Consider the following 18,778-nt stretch of genomic DNA (forward strand, 5'->3'; position numbering starts at 1 on the left):
ATATGCAAATTATCCTATGATTCATACCATGCGCTGGTTCGGGCCTAATGATCCCGTTTCACTGATGGACATACGCCAGGCCGGATGCGCCGGAATCGTCAGCGCGCTGCACCAGATACCCGTAGGCGATGTGTGGTCGCCCGAAGCGATCGCAGAACGAAAATCGCTTATCGAAGCTGGTAATGAACGGTTTACGAAGCTTGAATGGCTGGTTGTTGAAAGTCTTCCCGTTCACGAACACATTAAAAAAGGCCTTCCTAACCGTGAACTTTACATTGAAAACTACAAGGAATCATTAAAAAACCTGGCCGCCAGCGGAATCAGGACCGTTTGCTACAACTTCATGCCGGTGCTGGACTGGTCGCGTACGCAGCTGGACTATACAATGCCCGAAGGCCATAAAACCCTTCGCTTCGTTTGGGTAGATTTCGCATTGTTTGACCTTTACATTCTTCGCAGGCCCAATGCCGCGGCCGACTACGAGCCTGAAATCCAGCAATCAGCAAGGGAAAAATTCGAGCGCATGTCGCCCGAAGAAATTTCTCATCTCACAAACACCGTTTTATTAGGATTACCTGGCTCGGAAGAGGCATTTGATCTTGTTAATTTCCAAAGCCTGCTGGACGCTTATGCGCACATTGGTGATCGGCAGCTGCGTGAAAATCTGTATTATTTTATCAAAGAAGTTGCGCCCCTGGCGCAGGAACTGGGCGTAAATCTCTGCATTCATCCCGATGACCCGCCAAGGTCGTTATTGGGTTTGCCTAGGGTTGTCAGTACAGAAGCCGACCTCGAAGAGCTCATGCAAGCCAGTAATGTCCGAGCCAATGGGATTACATTCTGCACCGGTTCTCTGGGCGTAAGGGCTGATAATGAACTTGTTAAAATCATTGAACGCTTCGGTGACCGCATTCATTTCGTGCATTTGAGAACCACGAAGCGTGAAGATGGCACCCGGAATTTCCACGAAGCACCGCATCTGTACGGCGATGTAGATATGTACGCTGTCATCAAAGCGCTATTAGCCGAAGAGCAAAAACGTAAGGAAGCTGGCTATCAGGACATTGAGCTTCCTATGCGTCCCGATCACGGTTTCCAGATGCTCGATGATCTGCACAAAAGAACATATCCCGGCTATTCCGGCATCGGGCGATTGAAAGCATTGGCAGAGCTCCGCGGATTGGAAGTGGGCATTAAGCGTGCTTTTCATTATTAAAATGCCAAATCAAGAACATTAATCACCCACGATTTTTATAGAAATGCCTGAAATTGAAGATTCTAACACAGCCGCTTTAAATGTATTTTCACTCGCCGGAAAACTGGCGCTTATCACGGGCGGCGGAAGCGGCATTGGCTTTTACATTGCCCAAAGCATGGTTCAGGCCGGAGCCAAAGTGGTTATAACCGGTCGGCGCGAAGGTGTTTTGCAAGAAGCGGTCGCCACGCTCGGGCCTAATGTGCATTACTTTACCAATGACGTCACGCAACTCAGCACCATTCCCACATTGATCGAAAGCATTGAGGCGAAGCACGGCCCGATTGATATTTTGGTCAATAATGCAGGCATTAATATGAAAAAACATGCCATTGAAGTCACAGATGAAGATTTCGATCGTGTTATTCAAACCAATTTACATGCGGTTTTTGCTGTAACAAGAGAAGTGGGCAAGCGAATGATCGTGCGCAAGAAAGGCTCTATCATTATGATTACCTCCATGGCCGCGTTATACGGAATTGACCGTGTAGTGGCTTATACAGCTTCCAAATCCGCGGTTGGCGGCATGGTGAAAGCGCTGGCCACCGAATTTTCCCCTTATAATGTAAGGATAAATGCAGTGGCTCCGGGTTTTATAGAAACGCCCATGATGCTCACCGCTATGAACGGCGACCCATCGCGGCGCGACAAAGCCATGGACCGCACGCCCATGGGAACCTGGGGCAAACCCGACGACATCGGCTGGGCCGCCGTCTTCCTCGCCTCCCCCGCCGCCAAATTCATCACTGGCGTCTCGTTGCCCGTAGATGGTGGCAATTCGATTGGGTTTTAACATTGAAAGAGCTTTTATACACTATAATCATAAACACATACTATGGACGAAAAAGTGAAGTTGTTTGATCAGAAAAAAATAAGGAGCCACTGGGATGCAGATTTGGAAAGGTGGTTTTTCGTGATTACTGACATTGTTGGAGTTTTGACCGAAAGCCCGAATCCGAGAAAATATTGGAGTGTTCTTAAGGGACGGCTGAAAAAAGAAGGAAGTCAGTTGACTACAGTTTGTAGTCAACTGAAAATGATTGCCGCAGACGGGAAGTCATACTTAACTGATGTTGCAGATACGGAACAAACGCTGAGGCTCATCCAATCGATACCATCACCTAAGGCGGAACCATTTAAGCTATGGTTAGCAAGTGTCGGAAATGAGCGGATTAACGAGACCGAAAATCCGGAATTGACATTTGACCGTGCAATGAAAACCTATTTACAAAAAGGATATAGTAAAGCATGGATTAATCAACGTCTTAAAAGCATTGAAATAAGAAAAGAACTAACAGACGAATGGGAGAATCGAGGAGTTAAAGCGGGAAAGGAATTTGCAACACTGACGGACATTATTACGCGGGCCTGGAGTGAGAAATCAGTCAAAGAGTATAAGGAATTTAAAAACCTACAAAAGGAAAATCTCAGGGACAATATGACTAACCTGGAATTGGTACTTAATATGCTCGCGGAAGCAACAACAAGCGAAATATCAAAAGAGAAACTTCCCGCCACGTTCGAAGAAAGTAAGGACGTTGCAACTGCTGGTGGCAGTATTGCTGGCAATACCAGAAAGGAAATTGAAGCCAAGACCGGGAAGAGAATTGTTAGCCCGGACAACGCGAGGAGTTTAGGTAACCGACGAAAACCTGACGAGTTGCAAGATTAATCCGATTCAAGATACATTATTAATTTCAACCCAAAGACCAATGAAGCAAGTGATATTTTTAAAACCAATAAATCTTTTTCTAACGTTTATAATGCTGATTTCGATTGTATCGAATAGCAACGCCCAGAAAATCAAATGGAATAAAGTCAAAGTCCTGGTTTATACTAAAAATGGGAAGGGTTATGTGCATGATAACATTGCGGCTTCGGTGGTGGCGATCCAGGCTCTGGGGAAGCAGCATGGTTTCGGGGTGGATGTGAGCGATGATCCTGCGAAGTTTACGGAAGAGAATCTGAAACAGTATGACGCGCTTATTTTTTCCAATACAAATAATGATGTGTTCGATACGGACGCACAGCGCGTTGCATTGATGCGCTATATCCAGGCGGGCGGGAATTTTGTTGGCCTGCACTCGGCCTCCGGGACTGAGCGGAAGTGGCGCTGGTTCAAGGATATGCTGGGCGGAACATTCTTCTGGCATGAACCCGGACAAAGCTTCACAGTGAATGTTCTGGACTCCAAAAATCCTTCCCTGGCGCACCTACCCGCAAAATGGGAGCGCAAAACGGATGAATTTTATTTTATCAAGGAGCTGGGCGTGAACCTGAATGTGCTGGCTGTAAATGATCATACAACGATTCAAAAACCTGCCGGAAAGGCACTGGACACATTTGGGACCGTTTTCCCGTCGGTTTGGTGGCATGAGTACGACGGTGGCCGCGCCTTTTATACTTCGCTGGGGCACCAGAAGGAAGATTATGAGCAGGAAGATTTGAGAAAACACATTCTGGGAGCCATCGAATGGGCCATAGGACCTCAAAAAGCAAGAAATTACAGCAAGGCTTATGCAACAAGCCCCACTGACGAAGTGCGTAAAAAGTAATATCAAAAACATTAATCCTGAATCCAATGAAAAATTTAACAGAAGAAAACGGCCAGGACAGAAGGTCGTTCCTGAAAAGCGCCGCCACCGGAACGGCCGGTATCATTGCGGCTTCCATGTTCCCGACGATCGTCCCGGCAAGTGTTTTTGGAAAATACGCACCCAGTAACCGCATCAACATCGGCCAGATCGGCATCGGACGCATTGCAACCGGTCACGATTTACCTGAAATCCTGAAAAATGAGGTGGCTCATGTGATGGCTGTGGCGGATGTAGATAAAAACCGGCTTGCGCAGGGCAAACAGTGGATTGAAAATAAATATGCAGATAAGACCGGCAAAGCGAATTACGTAGATGTGAAAGCATATGACGACTATAAGGAGCTTTTGGCCAATAAAGAAATTGACGCGGTGATCATCAGCACGCCCGATCACTGGCATGCACAGCCTGCGATGGAGGCGGCCGTTGCGGGCAAGCACATTTACATGCAAAAACCTACTTCGCTGACGATCAAAGAAGGCCGTATGATGGCTGACATGATTAAGAAAAAGAAAGTGGTTTTCCAGTTGGGAAGTCAACAGCGATCGATGAACCCATGGCCGCAATTCAAAAGAACTTGTGAGCTGGTTCGCAATGGCCGCATTGGCAAGCTGAAAAAAGTTTACGTAGGCTTACCAGGTGATCCGGCAGGGGGCAACACAGAAAAAATGCCGGTTCCCTCCAATTTGAACTACGATATGTGGCTGGGCTCAACGCCCGAAGTATACTATACGTTGGATCGTGTGCATTCACAAACCGATATTAATGACCGTCCGGGATGGCTGCGTTTAGAGCAATTCGGTGCGGGTATGATCACCGGCTGGGGTTCTCACCACATTGACATCGCGCATTGGGGCATGGATACCGAGCTGACCGGCCCGATTGAAATCGATGGAAAAGCCACATTCCCGCCTGCCGGTTCCGGCTTATGGAATGTGCACGGCGACTTCCTGGTGAATGCTAAATATGCCAATGGTGTTGAAATGGAAATCGGCGGCACCAACCCCAACGGGGTGAAATTCGAAGGAACGGACGGCTGGATCTTCGTTTCGCGTGGCAATGTGGGCGTGACGGCTTCCGATCCAGGCGCAGCTGCCGCAGCAAAGGAAAATAAGGCGTTCTATGCAAGTGATCCTAAAATCCTGGGTTCGGTAATACAGGCGAATGAAATCCACCTCTACGAAAGCCCCGAACAACACCAGAACTGGCTCGAATGCATCCAAAATGGCAAACAAACCGTAAGCCACGCCGAAATTGCACAACGCTCCTGCTCAGCGTGCCTGATCGCGCATACAGCGATGAAACTGGGTCGTAAACTGAAATGGGATCCGAAAAAAGAAGAATACATCGGAGACAAGGAAGCCAATGCAACATTATCACGGCCCCAGCGCGGACCATATGGCACTAACTATGTAAAAGGATAATTATTTTTCAAATTTATCAATTGCCCCGGGCTTAAGCCCGGGGCAATTGATAAATTTGAAAATGTTAGTAGTTTCCTTTGTATTCTCTGGGAGTGTGGCCAATGTATCTTTTGAAATTTCTATTAAAATTGGATAGAGAGTCAAATCCGCTGTCGTAGGCGATTTGAGCAATCGTCCACTTATCTTCTAATAATAACTTGCACGCGTGACCTATCCGGATTTCGTTTACAAAATCAATAAAAGTCTTATTTGACCGGGCTTTGAAATATCTGCAGAAAGCCGCCTCGGTCATCCCCGCCAGAGACGCCACATCACCTAGCCTGATTTCCTGCGAAAAGTGTTGCAGCACATAATTGTGCACCTTATGCATGCGCTCCGTCTCCGAAACTTTGTAAGTATTTACATAACCATAACTGGAAATCGGAGAACCGCCAGCTTCGTGCGCAAGCTTATCCAGCAATGTGAGCAGCTGAATAATGGTTTGAAATCCTTCTGAATGCATGATCGACATCAATTCCGAACGGATATGGCTTCTTAACTCCCCCTTATATTCAATGCCGCGTTTTGAATCCAGAAGCAGCTGTTTCAACGCCAGCATCTCTGGTTTCTCCAAAAAATCCTTCCCCAGAAAATCCTCCTGAAAGTACAAAACAACGCCATGTGTCGCCAGTGAAGAACCGGTGTCGAAATAAGCCGCGTCGCTGCGCCACAGGTGGGGAACATCGGGCCCGAGGAAAACCGTATCACCAGGACCGAACGTTTGCACAGAATCGCCGATCAACCGCTTGCCAGTTCCTTCCAAAACAGTGAACAACTGGTAATGCGGATGAAAATGCCAGTTAGGATCAAAATGAGGTGCTTTCAACTCCTGGATCGTCACCGTCCTGACCTGGCTTTCAATATTTTTATGGATTGGCGCCTTCATAAACCTGCTTTATTTTACCTTAATGCTATACAAAAGTAGCACATTGCCATCAAAATACGGCTAGTATGGATTTCTACTGATCCGTTTATCCAAAAAATCAATTATGCAACGGCAAAAGAAATTTCCGTGAATCGCGTTGTAATTAACGTAGTACAGCACTGCGGGATTTATGCGCCAAACCTTTTATGGCATAGTTTTTTAATTATTGAACGCTCGTAAATCCAATTCCAACGTTTTGAGTTACGTTGTATTCTTATAACTTCAAATAGCAGCAATTAAGCAGTCATGAACAAAAATATTACCTTCCTAGCGTTCCTGTTTGGCGTTTTCGCCTTGTCCAGCTGTGGAAAAACAACCACAATCAACACAAATATGGAGCTCACCGGAAAGTGGGAGCTGCAAAGTATAGTGCAAAATTCAGACACGATAAAAAAACCTGTATTAGCCAAAGGTCAAATGCCCGTAAGCCTGCATTTTAAAGAGAAAGGTGAGCTGGAAGGAACATCCTCAACCAACATACTGACAGGCTTCTATGAAACAGCGCAACAGAACACCATTCAAATGGGCGGCGGCGGCACCGAGCGGGCCGAAACGCAGTGGGGTAATTTGTTTGTAAATGCAATTCCAAACGTAAATCTGTACGATCTGAAAATGAATAAGCTGGTGCTTTATTATGAAAATAACAATCAGTTGATTTTCAGTAGAGTGCAATAGTTTTTTTATATAATATGAAAAAGGCAGCCTTGGTCGAATGATCAGGCTGCCTTTTTCTTGTCTCACATCTTAGCTTATTTTGCCCTGATCTAAACGGCAGGCTTGCTAAAAGATCAATATGCGGTTGATATTTGTCAAATCAGGTAAAATTTGAAGCGGTTTTTTATTGTAAAATTGTGTGCATTTTAGCAGGACATTTCCTGACCAAAAACCTTTTTTGATGAAGTACAGCATGAATCTCCTCCTCTGGGGGCCACAAATTGACGATAGCCTTTTCCCTACCCTCGAACTAATCAAAGAAATTGGCTTTGACGGCGTAGAAGTCCCGATTTTCAACACCAACCCTGCACATTGGTTTAACTTCCGTAAAAAGCTCGACGAGCTTGGTCTGGCATGCGAAACCGACACGATCTGCGGCCCATCGGAACATTTGATCAGCCCTGATCCAGCCATGCGCAGGCATACGATCGACCACTTGAAAAGCGCACTGGATTGTTCGCTTGTGCTGGGCGCAACCAAATTAATGGGCCCTTACCATTCTGCATTGGGCGTTTTCACAGGCCAGCCAGCCACGCCGGAAGAATGGCAATGGGCAATAGAAGGCATCCGCGAAGTGGCTGATTATGCTGAATCCCTCGACATTACATTAGGCCTCGAATATCTCAACCGCTTCGAGCTCTATCTTACATCCTGCGGCGACGAGCTGATCCGCTTCGTAGACGAGGTGAACCACCCGCATTGCAAGATCATGTTCGACACTTTCCACGCCAACATTGAAGAAAAGAACATCGGCGACACCATGCGCAAAGCAGGCGACCGCATTTCATTTATACAACTTTCTGAAAATGACCGCTCTACACCCGGAAAAGGAAATGTAGATTGGGAAGGCGTTTTCAAAGCCATCAAAGACATTAAATACGACGGCTGGATCAGCATTGAAGCATTCAGCCAAAAACTGCCAGTCGCCAACATCTGGCGCAAAATGTTCGAATCCGAAGAGCAGCTCATGCGCGACGGACTGGCCTTCATCAAATCAAATTTGTCCTGATCCATCCAAAAAATCGACCTTGTCATACAATTTCCCCGGGTTGAAACCCGGGCCTAGGAAATCGGTCGAGCCTATGGCTCTTTCTCGTTGATGGTTCACTTATCTCGCAAGAGCCGGAGGCTCGGAATATTTTTTAACGGCGGGTTTTAATCCGCTGGCTCCCGACAAGCCCGGGTTGAAACCCAGGCTAGGAAATCGGTCGAGCCTACGGCTCTTTCATCGACGATGCACTTACCTTGCAAGAGCCGGAGGCTCGAAACATTTTTTAACGGCGGGTTTCAACCCGCTGTCTCCCGACAAAGCTCGGGTTAAAACCCGGGCTAGAGAATCGGCCGCCTACGGCTCTTTCTCGTCGATGATGCACTTACCTAGCAAGAGCCGTAGGCTCCGAACATTTTTACCAGCGGGTTTCAACCCGCTGTCACACGACAAAGCCCGGGTTGAAACCCGGGCTAGAAAATCGGTCGAGCCTACGGCTCTTTCTCGTCGATGCTTCGCTTACTTCGCAAGAGCCGTAGGCTCGAAACATTTTTAACTGCGGGTTTCAACCCGCAGTTCACCCAACAAAGCCCGCATCAATAAACCTTCGCCAGCAAATGTGGCCGCTCCTTCTCTAACTTCAAAATCAACTCCCCGAACAAAGTATTCACCCAAGCAAACCACTTCCTAGTAAACTTGCTTTGATCATCTTTATCAAAAGATTCATGCATGAAGCCTGTGTTGTTATGTGTCGTTTTCAACAGTTTCAGCTGCGCTTCGATTTCCTTTTCGTCTGTGGACGTGATGGCTCTAGCGATGATACCCATGGGCCAGATCTGGTTTACCAATGTGTGCGGGCTGCCTAAGCCTTCGCCTGCTTTTCCTTTGAAGAAATAAGGATTTGAATCGCTTAGGACGAATTTTCTTGTGTTGATGTAGATTGGATCTTTAACCGACATCGCACCCAAATATGGCATGCTGATCAAGCCTGGAATGCCAGCGTCGTCCATAAGCAGATAATTGCCGAAGCCATCCACTTCAAATGCATAGATCTTGCCGAATTCCGGATGTGGATAGACGGCATATTTTTTCAATGCAGTTTCGACTTCTGTTGCCAGCGCTTTAAAATCACCTGCCATTTTCGCGCCTTCGCCGCCTACTTTTTCTAACATTTCAGCCACTTCACGGAAGGAAACGACTGCAAAGAAATTGGAAGGGACGAAGAATGGATACATCGCCGCGTCGTCAGAAGGACGGAATGTGCTTGCTATGAGGCCGTTTGGTTTGATTGGATTCCCATAACCATTGCCTGGAACCGTGTCCGTTGACCACGAAGTGACGCGACCGAATTTGTATGGGCCGGGGCCGTCTTTGCGTTGCTGTTCTTTGCAGGTTTTGAGAATTAACCCCATTGCCTTTGTCCAATCAGCGTCAAATGGCTTGGTGTCGCCGGTTATTTTCCAATAATTATAAGCGAGGCGAATGGTGTAGCAGAGCGAATCCAGCTCCCATTTGCGTTCGTGGAGCATGGGTTTCATGTCCGTTACGTCCTTAGTCCATTCGCTTTCCTTCGGGCGATCGTAAAATGCGTTGGCGTAAGGATCGATGATGATGCATTTGGTCTGGCGGTTGATGAGGCCGGCGACCATATCCTTCAATTTTGTGTCTTCTTTGAGCAATGGCAAATACGGCCAAACCTGCGCTGTGCTGTCGCGGAGCCACATGGCGTCGATGTCGCCGGTGATGACGAATGTGTCGGGTTTGCCGTCGATGGGTTTGTAATGTACGGTTGTGTCAATGGTGTTAGGAAAGCAATTTTCGAAAAGCCACGCCAATTCCGGGTCCTTAATCACCTTTTTCATGCGGGTAATCGTCGCTTCCACGGCTGGACTGGTAAAACTGCGCTTGTCGGCAGGAATGCGAACGACGAGAAAATCAGCAGCATTCTTGGCAAATGACCAATTGGAAACGGCCATTCCGGCCACAGCCATGGCGCTGGCTTTTATAAATGTTCTCCGATGAGAACTGCTCGGTTGAGACATGGATTCAGGAAAAATGATTTATTAAAATATTTTAAAGAAGCAATTTAGGCAAAAATCTCCTTTTACACCTCCCACACCATATGATCATACGTGTGCCCCAGAAAATCCTTTTCGCCAGCCACCTGAAAACCTACTTTTTCATAGATCTTCCTGGCATCCGGGTTCACCTTGTCCACAATCAATCCGACGCGACTGAAATGCTTTGCAGCGGCCAGTTCACAAAACGCGTTGAGCAGCTTTTTACCAATTCCCTTTCCCTGATGCGCCGGATTTACATTCACGCAATCGACATAATACTCGCCAGCCTCAGTTTCGTCGCCGGGTGAAAAGTTAGGATCGGATGCTCGGAGGACTTTCAGAACAGGCGCGCGAAGTTCATGCAAACGAGCGCCATCATAACCGACAATCGAGCCGATTACGCCGTTTTCATCTTCGTAAACCAATGTATTTTCGTAACTATATTGATTGCCTTTGTCCGCAATAAACTTTTCCATCAGCGGAATTGCGTCACTGGGATCGTCGGATTTTGCGAAGAGGCAGGCAATGTGGCCCAGGGCGAGAATAATGAGGGGAGCGAGCTTTGGGGCGTCTTCTGGTATGGCTGGTCGGATCATAAAATTTAATAATTTCTATCTATATTTTGCAAGAATTTGTCGCTGCGCCAAAAAGCAGGTCAAAATCGAGTCAGTACTAATCAAAAGACGTAAAGTTTTTAGCACTATTTTGTTTTAAAATTGTATTGCCTAAAACCGGATCATTAACCTACCAAAATAAATATGTCTCAAAAAATTAATGTTGCAATCGTTGGTCTTGGCTTCGGAGCCGAATTTATCCCCATTTACCAGCAACATCCCAATGCAAATATGTACGCAATTTGCCAGCGTACAGAGTCCAAACTGAATGAAATCGGTGACCAATATGGCATCGACGTGCGCTACACAAGTTACGACGACCTTTTGAATGATCCGAATGTAGACGCCGTACACATTAACTCCCCTATTCCCAACCACGCCGAGCAAACTTTGAAGGCATTGCGCGCGGGCAAACACGTGGCCTGCACCGTGCCGATGGCGACGAGCGTGGAGGATTGCATCGAGATCGTGAAAGCGACCAAAGAATCGGGCAAAAAATACATGATGATGGAAACCGTGGTTTATGCGCGGGAATTCCTTTTTGTAAAAGAATTGTATGAAAAAGGTGAATTGGGAAAAGTGCAGTTCCTGAAAGCAAGTCACCAGCAGGATATGGAAGGCTGGCCTGATTACTGGCCTGGATTGCCTCCTATGCATTACGCAACGCACTGCGTAGGCCCGGTTGCGGGACTTTTGAAGCTGGAAGCGGAGTATGTTTCCTGCTTCGGTTCAGGCACGATCAGCGAAGATCTGGCAAAAATTCACAACTCTCCTTTTGCGGTTGAGTCCGCGCATATTAAATTTAAGGACAGCGACTTATCAGCTTATGTATATCGCTCGTTATTTGACGTGGCGCGCCAGTACAGAGAAAGTTTTGAGGTTTACGGAAGCAAAAAATCTTTCGAATGGCCATTGATCGAAGGCGAAGATCCTGTGATCCATACGGCAAAAAAACCGGAACACGAAATTGCTGAAAAAGTGGCGACGCCTGATTACGCACATTATTTGCCAGAAGAAATCCAGCATTTCACTGGAAAAGGCGTTTATAACCTGGACGAAAACGCGCATTTGTCATTTGTACAAGGCGGCGGCCACGGTGGCTCACACCCGCATTTGGCCCACGAATTCATCACCGCATTAATAGAAGACCGCGATCCTTTCCCGAATGCATGGCAATCGGCCAACTGGACGAGCGTTGGGATCCTGGCGCATGAGTCGGCATTGCAAGGCGGGGCGTTGATTCAGCTGCCTGATTTTAAGGAGCTGTCGTAACTCTTCGGCCGCCCGGCGGCCTGTACTGAGGAGTGGGGCGCCTTGTCAGTCTGAGCAAGAGCCTCTGTCAGCCTGAGCGGAGTCGAAGGCACGTGCACCATGCCGTTGACAAGCGTGTTACCAAGCCAGTAGCGCGCCTTCGACTCCGCTCAGGCTGACAAGGCGTGCTACTAGCAGCAACATACAACAAAGCATAAAACAAATAAGAGAACATAGAACTCAATGAAAACCAAAGCGTTATCCTTTATCCTTGGTATTGTCCTGCTGGGCTGTGCCTCTCAGCCTTCATCGCAGAACGCGTCGGTGAAGAGCTCCTCGGTCAAGAGCGAGGCCGGAAAGGCGCGGCGTCTGGAAATCCTGTTTTTGGGAGACAACGGACACCATAAGCCTGCCGAACGCGTTCCGCAGATCATGGCTGCATTAGGCCCGAAAGGTTTCAACTTTACCTACACGGATAACCTGAACGACCTTAATCCTGAGACACTTAACAAATACGATGCCCTGATGCTTTATGCAAACTGGGATTCCATCGCGCCGCAGCAAGCGAAAGCATTGCTGGATTACGTGGCGAGCGGAAAAGGCTTTATCCCCATTCACTGCGCTTCGTATTGTTTCCGCAACAATCCGGAAGTGGTGAAGCTGATCGGTGGCCAGTTCTGGAGACATACCTGGGACACGATTCAGCCTGTTTGGACTAAGCCAGATCACCCTGCTATCGCTGGTGTGAAGGAGTTCAAAACGGTGGATGAAACCTATTTGCACGAGAAATTACAGCCCGACAACATTGTTCTGACGGAGCGTTTGATCCAGAAAGATCAGGAAAAAGACAGACCAGGCCAGCAAAAAGAGCCTTACACCTGGGTGAGAACACACGGAAAAGGCCGCATTTTCTACACGGCTTATGGCCACGACGAACGCACCTGGTCGGTTCCTGGATTTCAGGATATGCTGGAAAAAGGAATTCTTTGGGCGGTTAATGATGACGCAAGAAAATCGTTGGCAGCTTTGGCCCCAAAACCATTTGAGTATCGTGAAGCCAAACTTCCAAACTACGAGCAGCGCCCTGGCCCGCAAATGCAGCAATTGCCGTTGTCGCCGGAGGAATCTGTTAAGCACATTCAAATCCCGGTTGATTTCACACTGGACGTTTTCGCGCACGAGCCAGACGTAATGCACCCGATCGCAATGACCTGGGATGAGCGCGGCAGATTGTTTGTTTTGATCACAAAAGATTATCCAAATGAGCGCAAAGACACAGGCGGAAGCGACTACATTTTGATCTGTGAAGACACGAATAAAGATGGCAAGGCAGATAAATTCACGAAGTTCTCTGACGATCTGAGCATTCCGACAGGTCTTGTTTTTGCCAACGGCGGGATCATCGTTTCGCAGGCGCCGCATATGCTGTTTTTGCAAGATACCAATGGTGATGACAAAGCGGACGTAAAAAAGATCCTTTTCTCAGGCTTCGGAACGGGTGATACGCACGCCGGACCTTCTAACCTGCATTACGGATTTGACAACTGGGTTTACGGATCGGTTGGTTACTCAGGCTTCAAAGGCAAATTCGGAAACGCCGATTCTTTGAACTTTGGACAAGCACTTTTCCGCTTCAAACCAGATGGAACGGATATGGAAATTGTGGCCAAAACCTCTAATAACACGTGGGGACTTGGTTTTAACGAAGCGGGCGATCTTTTTGGCTCAACGGCTAACAACTCGCACGGCTGGTATAGCGCCATTCCAAACCGTTATTTTGGTCAAAGCAAAGTAGACAACGGAAGTCGCAGCACGGATACGCATAAAGACATGCAGCCAATCACGCCAAAAGTGCGTCAAGTGGACGTTTTTGGCGGATTTACTGCCGCAGCCGGACATAATTTTTACACAGCAAGAGCATTTCCAAAGAAATATTGGAACAATGTTGCCTTCGTTTCTGAGCCTACGGGGCACATTTTGCACCAAAATATCATGAAACCGAAAGGAACTGATTTTGAGGATGCATTAGGCTTCAACTTGCTGGCAGGTGCCGACGAATGGGTTGCTCCTGTGTTTGCAGAAGTTGGTCCGGATGGCGCTGTTTGGGTGGCCGACTGGTATAGCTACATTATCCAGCACAATCCGACGCCAAAAGGATCTGAAAATGGAAAAGGAAATGCATATGAAACCGATCTGCGTGATTTTACACACGGTCGTTTGTATCGCATTGCCTGGAAAGATGCGCCGAAATATACGCCGATCGTTTTGAGCAAAGACCGCCCGGACGAGCTGGTTGCGACATTGAAAAACACCAATATGCTATGGCGCCGTCACGCGCAACGCCTTTTGGTTGAACGCGGAAACAAAGATGTTACGGGCAAATTGGTTGAGCTGGTTAAAGACAAAAGCGTTGACGAAGTTGGCCTTAACACAGCTGCTATCCACGCATTATGGACATTGCACGGTCTTAAAGCGATCGAAGATCCGGCGGTTTTGGCTGCCGTAACGGAAGCATTGAAACACCCATCTGCTGACGTCCGCAAAACAGCCGTTCAGGTGTTGCCACGTAATCCTGCCACTGCGCAAACATTGTTAACAGCTGATGCATTGCACGACAAAGCGCCGCTTGTAGTCTTGAATTCGCTGCTTGCATTCTCCGAAATTCCTTACACGCCGGAAGTTGAAACTGCGGTTTTGGGATTGATGGACACTTATGCAATGCCAGAAGATCGCTGGATGCCGGATGCTTTTGCTGCGATTTTGAATGCTCAAAATGGCAAATTGCGTGAGAAATATCTCGCACAACGCGTAAGCAAATCGTCTGCAACTGCCGCTTCTACACAAAAAGCAAGTGCAGATAAGGCCATGGACCACAGCAACATGGATCACAGTGCGCACACCGCAGCTGCGAAACCAACCGTGGAAGGCTCAGCTGAACTCGCCATTACGAACATTACGATTGAGCCAAAAACACCTTACGTTCGTGAATATGCGCGTGTGGTGATTGAAATTACAAACCAAGGTTCTGTTGCGGTTCCAAAAGAGCTGGTTCCGGTTGTAAATGTGGGCATCAGAAGTCGTTCATTGAACACGAATTACATCAGCCGCCAGCTTAACAGCGGCATCGCGCCGGGTGAAACTGTAAAACTGACGGAGGGAAATAACGGTCCCTGGAAATCAGGTTTCGGCTTTACATCGGACGAGTCGGGTAAGGTGAACATTACCGCGACGGTGGACGTGGACAATGTTGTTCCAGAAAAAGACGAGAACAAAAACAACACGATGACCAAAAGCTTCGAAGTGAAGCGCATGGACAAGCTTTCTGACTTTGCATTGGAGCGCGCAACACGCGGTTACACTTCCTACGCAAGCGGTGACGATGTTTTGAAAATGATCAAAACAGCGCAAACGCTTGACCCGCAAGGACGTAACGCCATCATGAAAGGAATCGTAGGCGCATGGAATCCAAAACGCAAGGAAACTGCAAACGAAGAAGGCAAAACATTGCTTGCTTCGATCAAAGGCGACCTTCCGGACGATTTGAGCACACGTTTCACAACATTAATGGAATCTTACGGCATCAAGGAAGATGTTGCAGTTGACCCGAATGTGCAGGTGGTTCAGATCAAAGCGATCCGCGAGGAAATGAAGTTTAGCTTAACCGAATTCACTGCCGTTGCAGGAAAAACGATTGAGCTTGTTTTTGAAAACCCGGATGCGATGCAGCACAATGTGGTGGTTGGAAAACCGAAATCAACTGAAATAATCGGTGCAGCCGCTGACAAAATGATCACTGCCAAAGACGGCGCAGAGAAAAACTACGTTCCAAACATTCCGCAAGTTTTGGCCGCAACGCCGCTTGTGAACCCGGGACAAACTTTCCGCCTGAAATTCGTAGTGCCTGACGTGGTTGGCGACTATCCTTACGTCTGCACATTCCCAGGTCACTGGCGATTGATGAAAGGCAACATGAAGGTCATCAAAGAGCAGGCGGTTTTGAGTAAATAACCTGAAATCAATGAAGCACATTGCTTTTCTGATACTAATCCTGGGCGCTAAAATATCCTGCGCCCAGGATTCTTTGTTTAAAAACATTCCTGCGCACGATCCCGTCATGATCCGCCAGGATGGAACTTACTACGTTTTCACCACAGGACGAGGCATAAGCGTCTGGTCTTCAAAGGATATGGAAAACTGGAAGAAAGAAAAGCCCGTTTTTGCGTCCCCGCCCGAGTGGGCTGTAAAAGCAGTTCCTGGTTTCAAAGGGCACATTTGGGCGCCGGACATTGCGTTACATAGTGGCCTGTATTATCTCTATTATTCTATTTCAACTTTTGGTAAAAACCGCTCCTGCATCGGCCTGGCGACCAATAGAACACTGGACCCCAGAAGTCCGGATTACCGCTGGACCGACCACCAGCAAGTCGTTGAATCTGTGCCTGGCCGGGATGAATGGAATGCGATTGATCCCAATTTTATTTTAGACGAAAATGAGCAGCCATGGTTATCATTCGGCTCATTTTGGAATGGCATTAAGCTCGTCAAGCTCAATCAGGATGCAATGTCCATTGCGACAGATCCGCAGCAATGGCATACATTAGCCAGTGTTCCAAAGACCGCATCAAATTCAGAATCTGGCAATGGAGCCATTGAGGCACCTTTTATCTTCAAGAAAAATAACTATTATTACCTTTTCGCCTCCTACGACTATTGCTGCCGCGGCGAAAAAAGCACTTACAAAATGCGCGTAGGCCGCTCGGAAAAACTGACCGGTCCTTACATGGACAAGGCCGGAACGCCGATGAAAAATGGGGGCGGAACATTGCTGCTGGAAGGCGATAAAGATTGGCATGGCGTAGGGCACAATGCGGTTTGCACCTTCGATGGCACGGATTATCTGATATTTCATGGTTATGACGCCAAAGACAAGGGCCGCTCGAAGCTGCGGGTTGAGAAGTTGCGCTGGGAAGACGGCTGGCCGTCGTTATAATATGTTTAAAAAACGCAAATGAAAGTCGTCCAATTCACCATTCCGGTTTCCAAGGAGCACACCATTGTGGTGCAGGAAGACGTGTTGCCGCATTATTACAATCATTTGCACAGGCATCGGGAGGTTCAGATTGAATGGGTCGTGGAAGGTTCGGGGATTCTAATCGCTGGCAATTATATGCAGCGTTTTGAGTCGGGCGAGGTTTACATTATCGGTGCCAATCAGTCGCATATTTTCAAAAACGACGAAGCCTATTTCAATCCCGAAGAAAAAAAGCAAGTCCATTCCGTTTCCATTTTCTTCAATCCAACGCAGCTTCATCAGAACATTTTGAGTCTGCCGGAAATGGCCAGTATCCGTAAATTTGTCGACGGCCTGCACAACGGTTACCAGATTCCGGAATCCGCATTGCCCCTTGTCCAGAAGACGATTTCCGAATTAAAACAGAACAAAGACAGCATGCGCGTCGCGTCATTCATTTCGCTGCTGCATCTCTTCTCCACCATCCGCGACATTAAGCCGCTGGCCACCAACAACAGCGAGCAGATCATTTCCGAAGTCGAAGGAATCCGCATGGACCAGATTTTTCAATATCTTGTCACCAATTACAAAAGGCACATTTCACTAGCCGAAATTTCAGAAATCTCCAACCTCACTCCACAAGCATTCTGCCGTTATTTCAAAAAACACACCGACAAAACCTTCATCAGCTTCCTCAACGAAGTCCGCGTCAACGAAGCCTGCAAAATCATCATTTCCGGCAAATTCGACAGCTTTTCAGATGTGAGTTACCAGACTGGATTTGATAATGTGACGAATTTCAACCGGGTTTTTAAGAAGATTATGGGAAAAAGTCCAAGGGAGTTTCATAAGGACTTTCGTGAGCGGGTTGGGTAATATTGTTCGAGAAGACAGCTAGGCTGCCACTTTCCCAATTTCTATCCCATATTTCATGATTTCATGGGCGACCGGATTGGAGCTTTGAAAATCTTGAACAATAAACGGATGCGGTTCGATGCGCAAATCAATGTTTCTACGAAGCTTCATCATATCAATCTGCGTCTCGATGATATCTGCCGAACGGTCCAGCACCAACGCAATATCAATGTCGCTATCCAAATGACTATTGCCCTTTGCAAATGATCCAAAAAGAAAAGCCTGTTTCACCGGGTAAGTCTGATTTACCAAGTCAATATACTGCTGCGCGATTATAATTGCCTCTCTTTGATCCATAATCTTAGTGTTTGAAGAGGGATATAATACTGGTAGCAATTTCACATGCGTGTAAAACGCAAATCCCGGAGGGATATAATATTGGTAGCAAATTCACGTGCGTGTAAAACGCCAATCCCAGAGGGACATAATATTGGTAGCAAATTTGAAATCAGTGCAAAAACAATCCCGGAGGGATGTAATAATGTACACGACGTTGCATCCCTCCGGGATTGGCGTTTTACGTTAATTTCTCTTTTTCTACCAATCTTGCATCCCTCTGGGATTGGTGTCTTACGTTGATTTTCCTTTTTCTACCAATCTTGCATCCCTCTGGGATTGGCGTTTATGTTGATTTCCCCTTTTTCTACCAATATTGCATCCCTCCGGGATTTGCGTTTTACGTTAATTTTCCTTTTTCTACCGATCTTGCATCCCTCCGGGATTGGCGTTTTACGTTGATTTCCTCTTTTTCTACCAATCTTGCATCTCTCTGGGATTTGCATTTTTGCGCGCATGTTGACTTTGCTACTGATATTAAATCCCTTTGGGATTTTCCCTTGCTTACTTCATTTTCTCAAACCACTCACTGGTATATTCCTCCTCCAAACTTACATAAAAATCAAAGCGAAGCCATTTTTCTCGTAACCATAGGTTTTATTTCAAATCTCCCCTATTTTGGAGCTTAACATTACTTTTTTGGTTTGGCTGA

General features: G+C 47.1%; 16 protein-coding genes. 12 read left to right on the forward strand and 4 right to left on the reverse strand.

Features of this window, described 5'->3' with window-relative positions:
• The first annotated feature begins 16 nt into the window (after window positions 1-16).
• The 5 genes from uxuA to NFI80_RS15610 all read left to right on the forward strand — a co-directional run bounded on the left by uxuA (window position 17) and on the right by NFI80_RS15610 (window position 5,273).
• The gene (gene uxuA, locus NFI80_RS15590; protein WP_235165133.1) at window positions 17-1,216 is read left to right on the forward strand and encodes a mannonate dehydratase; all 1,200 of its coding nucleotides are present in this window, start codon (window positions 17-19) and stop codon (window positions 1,214-1,216) included.
• Window positions 1,217-1,259: 43 nt separating this feature from the next.
• Entirely contained in the window at window positions 1,260-2,048 is a 789-nt protein-coding gene (locus tag NFI80_RS15595) for an SDR family NAD(P)-dependent oxidoreductase (RefSeq protein ID WP_235165134.1), read from the forward strand.
• Window positions 2,049-2,090: 42 nt separating this feature from the next.
• Entirely contained in the window at window positions 2,091-2,927 is an 837-nt protein-coding gene (locus tag NFI80_RS15600; protein ID WP_235165135.1) for a BRO-N domain-containing protein, read from the forward strand.
• A 91-nt stretch (window positions 2,928-3,018) separates the two neighbouring features.
• Entirely contained in the window at window positions 3,019-3,810 is a 792-nt protein-coding gene (locus NFI80_RS15605) for a ThuA domain-containing protein (protein ID WP_235165136.1), read from the forward strand.
• Window positions 3,811-3,836: 26 nt separating this feature from the next.
• Window positions 3,837-5,273 carry a Gfo/Idh/MocA family protein gene (locus NFI80_RS15610; protein ID WP_235165137.1) on the forward strand — a complete coding sequence of 479 codons (1,437 nt, stop codon included), beginning with the start codon at window positions 3,837-3,839 and terminating at the stop codon, window positions 5,271-5,273.
• A 64-nt stretch (window positions 5,274-5,337) separates the two neighbouring features.
• Here the strand turns inward: NFI80_RS15610 and NFI80_RS15615 are convergent, their stop codons facing one another.
• Window positions 5,338-6,198, reverse strand: coding sequence for an AraC family transcriptional regulator (locus tag NFI80_RS15615; RefSeq protein WP_235156848.1), 861 nt, complete (start codon window positions 6,196-6,198; stop codon window positions 5,338-5,340).
• A gap of 285 nt (window positions 6,199-6,483) precedes the next feature.
• Here NFI80_RS15615 and NFI80_RS15620 point away from each other — a divergent pair, with 285 nt between their 5' ends.
• Window positions 6,484-6,912, forward strand: a complete 429-nt coding sequence (locus NFI80_RS15620; protein ID WP_235156847.1) for an META domain-containing protein — start codon at window positions 6,484-6,486, stop codon at window positions 6,910-6,912.
• Window positions 6,913-7,132: 220 nt separating this feature from the next.
• Window positions 7,133-7,960: a sugar phosphate isomerase/epimerase family protein gene (locus NFI80_RS15625; RefSeq protein ID WP_235165138.1), complete on the forward strand. Its 828-nt coding sequence runs from the start codon at window positions 7,133-7,135 to the stop codon at window positions 7,958-7,960.
• Window positions 7,961-8,535: 575 nt separating this feature from the next.
• Here the strand turns inward: NFI80_RS15625 and NFI80_RS15630 are convergent.
• Both NFI80_RS15630 and NFI80_RS15635 read right to left on the reverse strand, forming a co-directional pair.
• Window positions 8,536-9,981 carry a glycoside hydrolase family 125 protein gene (locus NFI80_RS15630; protein WP_235165139.1) on the reverse strand — a complete coding sequence of 482 codons (1,446 nt, stop codon included), beginning with the start codon at window positions 9,979-9,981 and terminating at the stop codon, window positions 8,536-8,538.
• A gap of 62 nt (window positions 9,982-10,043) precedes the next feature.
• A complete protein-coding gene (locus tag NFI80_RS15635) occupies window positions 10,044-10,595 on the reverse strand; it encodes a GNAT family N-acetyltransferase (RefSeq protein ID WP_235165140.1) in 552 nt (183 codons plus the stop codon).
• Between the two features lie 162 nt (window positions 10,596-10,757).
• Between NFI80_RS15635 and NFI80_RS15640 the strand changes: the two genes are divergently transcribed.
• From NFI80_RS15640 to NFI80_RS15655, 4 genes are all read left to right on the forward strand, one after another.
• Window positions 10,758-11,885: a Gfo/Idh/MocA family protein gene (locus NFI80_RS15640; protein WP_235165141.1), complete on the forward strand. Its 1,128-nt coding sequence runs from the start codon at window positions 10,758-10,760 to the stop codon at window positions 11,883-11,885.
• 222 nt (window positions 11,886-12,107) lie between these two features.
• Window positions 12,108-15,872 carry a PVC-type heme-binding CxxCH protein gene (locus tag NFI80_RS15645; RefSeq protein ID WP_235165142.1) on the forward strand — a complete coding sequence of 1,255 codons (3,765 nt, stop codon included), beginning with the start codon at window positions 12,108-12,110 and terminating at the stop codon, window positions 15,870-15,872.
• Window positions 15,873-15,882: 10 nt separating this feature from the next.
• Window positions 15,883-16,854, forward strand: a complete 972-nt coding sequence (locus tag NFI80_RS15650; protein WP_235165143.1) for an arabinan endo-1,5-alpha-L-arabinosidase — start codon at window positions 15,883-15,885, stop codon at window positions 16,852-16,854.
• An 18-nt stretch (window positions 16,855-16,872) separates the two neighbouring features.
• Window positions 16,873-17,751 carry an AraC family transcriptional regulator gene (locus tag NFI80_RS15655; protein ID WP_235165144.1) on the forward strand — a complete coding sequence of 293 codons (879 nt, stop codon included), beginning with the start codon at window positions 16,873-16,875 and terminating at the stop codon, window positions 17,749-17,751.
• 18 nt (window positions 17,752-17,769) lie between these two features.
• On the opposite strand, the gene NFI80_RS15660 is transcribed toward NFI80_RS15655, so the two are convergent.
• Complete coding sequence (locus tag NFI80_RS15660; RefSeq protein WP_235165145.1) at window positions 17,770-18,087, reverse strand: nucleotidyltransferase domain-containing protein; 318 nt, start codon at window positions 18,085-18,087, stop codon at window positions 17,770-17,772.
• Window positions 18,088-18,299: 212 nt separating this feature from the next.
• On the opposite strand from NFI80_RS15660, the gene NFI80_RS15665 reads away from it, so the two are divergent.
• Complete coding sequence (locus NFI80_RS15665; RefSeq protein WP_235165146.1) at window positions 18,300-18,755, forward strand: hypothetical protein; 456 nt, start codon at window positions 18,300-18,302, stop codon at window positions 18,753-18,755.
• The last annotated feature ends 23 nt before the right edge of the window (window positions 18,756-18,778 follow it).

The sequence above is a fragment of the Dyadobacter chenhuakuii genome (assembly GCF_023821985.2).
GTDB lineage: Bacteria > Bacteroidota > Bacteroidia > Cytophagales > Spirosomataceae > Dyadobacter > Dyadobacter chenhuakuii.

Excerpts from the sequence above, each read along its gene's own strand:
- NFI80_RS15625 (WP_235165138.1), top strand. The coding sequence starts at position 7,133 with ATGAAGTACAGCATGAATCTCCTCCTCTGGGGGCCACAAATTGACGAT.
- NFI80_RS15630 (WP_235165139.1), bottom strand. The coding sequence starts at position 9,981 with ATGTCTCAACCGAGCAGTTCTCATCGGAGAACATTTATAAAAGCCAGC.
- NFI80_RS15655 (WP_235165144.1), top strand. The coding sequence starts at position 16,873 with ATGAAAGTCGTCCAATTCACCATTCCGGTTTCCAAGGAGCACACCATT.
- NFI80_RS15650 (WP_235165143.1), top strand. The coding sequence starts at position 15,883 with ATGAAGCACATTGCTTTTCTGATACTAATCCTGGGCGCTAAAATATCC.
- NFI80_RS15645 (WP_235165142.1), top strand. The coding sequence starts at position 12,108 with ATGAAAACCAAAGCGTTATCCTTTATCCTTGGTATTGTCCTGCTGGGC.
- NFI80_RS15660 (WP_235165145.1), bottom strand. The coding sequence starts at position 18,087 with ATGGATCAAAGAGAGGCAATTATAATCGCGCAGCAGTATATTGACTTG.
- NFI80_RS15640 (WP_235165141.1), top strand. The coding sequence starts at position 10,758 with ATGTCTCAAAAAATTAATGTTGCAATCGTTGGTCTTGGCTTCGGAGCC.
- NFI80_RS15595 (WP_235165134.1), top strand. The coding sequence starts at position 1,260 with ATGCCTGAAATTGAAGATTCTAACACAGCCGCTTTAAATGTATTTTCA.
- NFI80_RS15620 (WP_235156847.1), top strand. The coding sequence starts at position 6,484 with ATGAACAAAAATATTACCTTCCTAGCGTTCCTGTTTGGCGTTTTCGCC.
- uxuA (WP_235165133.1), top strand. The coding sequence starts at position 17 with ATGATTCATACCATGCGCTGGTTCGGGCCTAATGATCCCGTTTCACTG.
- NFI80_RS15610 (WP_235165137.1), top strand. The coding sequence starts at position 3,837 with ATGAAAAATTTAACAGAAGAAAACGGCCAGGACAGAAGGTCGTTCCTG.
- NFI80_RS15600 (WP_235165135.1), top strand. The coding sequence starts at position 2,091 with ATGGACGAAAAAGTGAAGTTGTTTGATCAGAAAAAAATAAGGAGCCAC.
- NFI80_RS15605 (WP_235165136.1), top strand. The coding sequence starts at position 3,019 with ATGCTGATTTCGATTGTATCGAATAGCAACGCCCAGAAAATCAAATGG.
- NFI80_RS15615 (WP_235156848.1), bottom strand. The coding sequence starts at position 6,198 with ATGAAGGCGCCAATCCATAAAAATATTGAAAGCCAGGTCAGGACGGTG.
- NFI80_RS15635 (WP_235165140.1), bottom strand. The coding sequence starts at position 10,595 with ATGATCCGACCAGCCATACCAGAAGACGCCCCAAAGCTCGCTCCCCTC.